Source organism: Synechococcus sp. R55.2 (assembly GCF_047462075.1).
In the GTDB taxonomy this organism is placed as follows: Bacteria; Cyanobacteriota; Cyanobacteriia; order Thermostichales; family Thermostichaceae; genus Thermostichus.
Map to the genome: position 1 here is coordinate 1 of NZ_JANSIH010000359.1, position 3,378 is coordinate 3,378.

The window sequence follows — 3,378 nt, forward strand, 5'->3', positions numbered from 1 at the left end:
GCTGCAGCTCAGTTCGCGGGCCAATCTCTGTACATCGACATCTACGGAGAAGCGGGAGAGCGGGAATGAGCCAAATTCTCACCTTTCTGGGCAAGGGGGGCACAGGTCGGAGCACCTTGGCCGTGGCGGCGGCTCGCGCGGCAGCCCAACAGGGGCGGCGGGTGCTGTTGGTGGGCCATCAGGCGGGGCCGGGGTTGGAAATGCTCTTGGGCGGGATCCCGCTTTCCGGCGAGCCGGTGACCATTGCTGCCAACTTGAGCGTGGTGCAGTTGCGGACAACCCAACTTTTGGAGCAAAACTGGACGGCAGCCAAAGAGCTGGAAGCCCGATACGTGCGCACTCCCTTTTTCCGGGAGATCTACGGCCAGGAATTGGGGGTGTTGCCGGGTATGGATCAGGCCCTGGCCCTGGAAGCTCTGCGCCGTTACGATGCCAGCGGCCAATACGACTGCATTCTCTACGACGGGCCGGGGGATCTGACCACCTTGCGAGCTTTTGGGATCCCGGAGGTGGCCAGTTGGTACTGGCGGCGGGCTTCCAAGGCTTTTTTGGGATCCGACTTGGCCAAAACCCTGCGACCCTTTGCCGAGCCCTTGTTGCGTTCGGTGAGCACTGTGGAGTTTTCCTCTCTGGAGGATCTGCCGGAGCGGTTGGGGGGCATGACTAACCTCTTGGAGCAGGGACGACAGGCCATTGCCGATCCGCGCCGTGTGCTGGCCCACCTGGTGACCACCCCTGACCCGATGGCCGTGCAAACCGCCCGTTACCTTTGGGGGAGTGCTCAGATGGTGGGGCTGACGGTGGGTGGCCTCTGGGTCACCCCTCTGGCTCCGGGGGAGGTCTCGGCTGCCGATTTTTTCCCGCTGACAGTACGGACACTCCCCCTGCGTCAGGGATCCGATTGGTCGGCTTTGGAAGCGGCAGTAGGAGGGATGTTCGCCGTGCCGGATGTGCCGCCGCCCGTGGCCATCGACGAGGGATCCCGTACAGTCAAGCTGTTTATTCCCGGCTTCAGCAAGGCGCAAATCGAGCTGAGCCAGTCGGGCCCGGAGCTGACCATCACCGCCGGGGATCAGCGGCGCAACTTGTTCTTGCCCCCCAGCTTGGCGGGTCGGCAGGTGACCGGGGCCAAGTTTCAAGAACCCTTCCTGGTCATCAGCTTCGGCTAAAACGATCCCCAGTTGTTCCCCTCTGTTCGCGTTAGCGGTATGGAGTCCTTGGGAGAGAGCGATGTTGGCCAAACGGATCATTCCCTGTCTGGATGTGGCGGCAGGGCGGGTGGTGAAAGGGATCCAGTTTGTGCAATTGCGGGATGCCGGGGATCCGGTGGAGCTGGCCCAGGCTTATGATCAGGCGGGGGCCGATGAGCTGGTCTTTTTGGACATCACCGCCACCCACGAAGAGCGGGAGATTTTGTTGGAAGTGGTGCGGCGCACCGCAGAGCAGGTGTTCATTCCCCTCACGGTGGGAGGAGGGATCCGCGATCTGGAGGGGATCCGGCAACTGCTGCGGGCCGGGGCAGACAAGGTCAGCCTCAATTCGGCGGCGGTCAGGGATCCGGATTTGGTGACTCAAGCCAGCCGCTGGTTTGGATCCCAGTGCATTGTGGTGGCCATTGATGCTCGCGCCAAGCCGCAGGGAGGGGGATGGGAGGTATACGTGCGCGGGGGGCGGCAGCCGACGGGCCTGGACGCGGTGGAGTGGGCCAAAAGCGTGGCCGAACGGGGGGCAGGGGAGATCTTGCTCACCAGCATGGACGCCGATGGCACCCAGGCCGGCTATGACCTCGAGCTAACCCGGCGGGTGGTGGATGCGGTGTCGGTGCCGGTGATCGCCTCTGGGGGTGCAGGAGCGTGTGCCCACATCCGCCAGGCTCTGCAGGAAGCGGGAGCAGAAGCAGCGCTGTTGGCTTCTCTGTTGCACTACGGCCAGTTAACGATTGCCCAAATCAAAGCCGACTTGGCCGCCCACGGCATTCCGGTGCGTTGCTAACTCTGCGAGGGATCCTATGCAAGCTCAGGATCTGGCCGCTCTCTTGCCCAAGGTAAGTCGGCTGGCGGAGGCGGCAGGACAGGCTATTTTGCCCATCTACAGACAGGAGCAGCTTCAGGTAAGGGCCAAGGCGGATGCCTCTCCCCTTACAGAGGCGGATCTGGCCTCCCACCACCTGATCCTGCAAGGCTTGCAAGACCTGACCCCAGGGATCCCGGTGCTCTCGGAAGAATCGGGCGGGATCCCTTACCCAGAGCGGCAACAGTGGGAGCGGTTTTGGCTGGTGGATCCCTTGGATGGCACCCGAGAGTTTATCGGGCGCAACGGCCAGTTTACGGTGAATATTGCTCTCATCGAGGAAGGGATCCCCATCCTGGGGGTCGTCCATGCCCCAGCTCTGGGCCTCACCTACGCGGCTGCGCAAAAGCTGGGGGCCTGCAAGAGGGAAAGGACTCCGTCCTGCGTTCACGAACAGCCCATCCGCACCTGCCCTTACGCCCAAGAACCCCTACAAGTGGTGGCCAGCCGTTCCCACAGCAACCCGGAGACGGAGCAGTTCCTCGAGCGGCTGCGGCAGCGCTGTGGCTCTCTGGAAGTGAAGTCTGTGGGCAGTGCCCTAAAGCTTTGCCTTGTGGCCGAAGGATCTGCCCATCTCTACCCTCGCTTCGGCCCCACCATGGAGTGGGATACTGCCGCTGCCCAGTGCATTGTGGAGCAGGCGGGGGGAAGGGTTACCGATCTGGCAGGGGATCCCTTGCGCTACAACAAGCCCGACCTGCACAACCCGCCCTTTGTAGCGGCTGCCGAAGGCATGGCCCAACTGTGGCAGAACCTGATCCCCTGAGGGAAGCTCCGGCTACATGCCCATCTCTGTGGGGTTAAAGCCATCCGGGAACTTGGTGTACTCGTCGTAAAGGGCACCGCGGAAATGGGTGTTGGTGATGATGGCTCCGCGCAGATCGGCCCCAATCCGCAGATCGGCTCGGTTCAGCTCGGCTTCGCTGAGGTCGGCCCTGAGCAATTTGGCCCGGTAGAGGTTGGCCCCCCGCAAATCTGCCTTCACCAACTTAGCCCCAATCAGGTTCACCCGTCGCAGCTTGGCTCCGCGCAGGTCGGCTCCCGAGAGATCTGCTCCCGACAAATCCGCCTCGCGCAAATCTGCCCCACTCAAGTCGGCATCCCGTAGGATAATGCCCTTCAAATTCGCGCCACTCAACTGCGCTCCGCTCAGGTTGGAGCCGGAAAAGTCCCGTTGGCCAGACGCATAAGCCTGCAACAGTTGCTTGGCATCCAAGAGAGGCTTAATACTTGCTGTTGTCATCGCTGTTTGTTCTGATACATTTACGCTGAACACTGCTGAACATCACTGTTCAACTATGCAGCGAT

At 62.1% G+C, this 3,378-nt stretch carries 4 protein-coding genes; 3 read left to right on the forward strand and 1 reads right to left on the reverse strand.

Annotated features, from left to right (window positions below; translation table 11 throughout):
* Positions 1-65 precede the first annotated feature (65 nt).
* From NW838_RS11460 to cysQ, 3 genes are all read left to right on the forward strand, one after another.
* On the forward strand, positions 66-1,169 hold the full coding sequence (locus NW838_RS11460) for an ArsA family ATPase (RefSeq protein ID WP_414350343.1): 1,104 nt from the start codon (positions 66-68) through the stop codon (positions 1,167-1,169).
* A gap of 61 nt (positions 1,170-1,230) precedes the next feature.
* Positions 1,231-1,992, forward strand: coding sequence for an imidazole glycerol phosphate synthase subunit HisF (gene hisF, locus NW838_RS11465; RefSeq protein WP_414428073.1), 762 nt, complete (start codon positions 1,231-1,233; stop codon positions 1,990-1,992).
* Positions 1,993-2,008: 16 nt separating this feature from the next.
* Complete coding sequence (gene cysQ, locus NW838_RS11470; protein ID WP_414350347.1) at positions 2,009-2,836, forward strand: 3'(2'),5'-bisphosphate nucleotidase CysQ; 828 nt, start codon at positions 2,009-2,011, stop codon at positions 2,834-2,836.
* A 12-nt stretch (positions 2,837-2,848) separates the two neighbouring features.
* On the opposite strand, the gene NW838_RS11475 is transcribed toward cysQ, so the two are convergent.
* Entirely contained in the window at positions 2,849-3,313 is a 465-nt protein-coding gene (locus tag NW838_RS11475) for a pentapeptide repeat-containing protein (RefSeq protein ID WP_011432098.1), read from the reverse strand.
* Between the last annotated feature and the right edge of the window lie 65 nt (positions 3,314-3,378).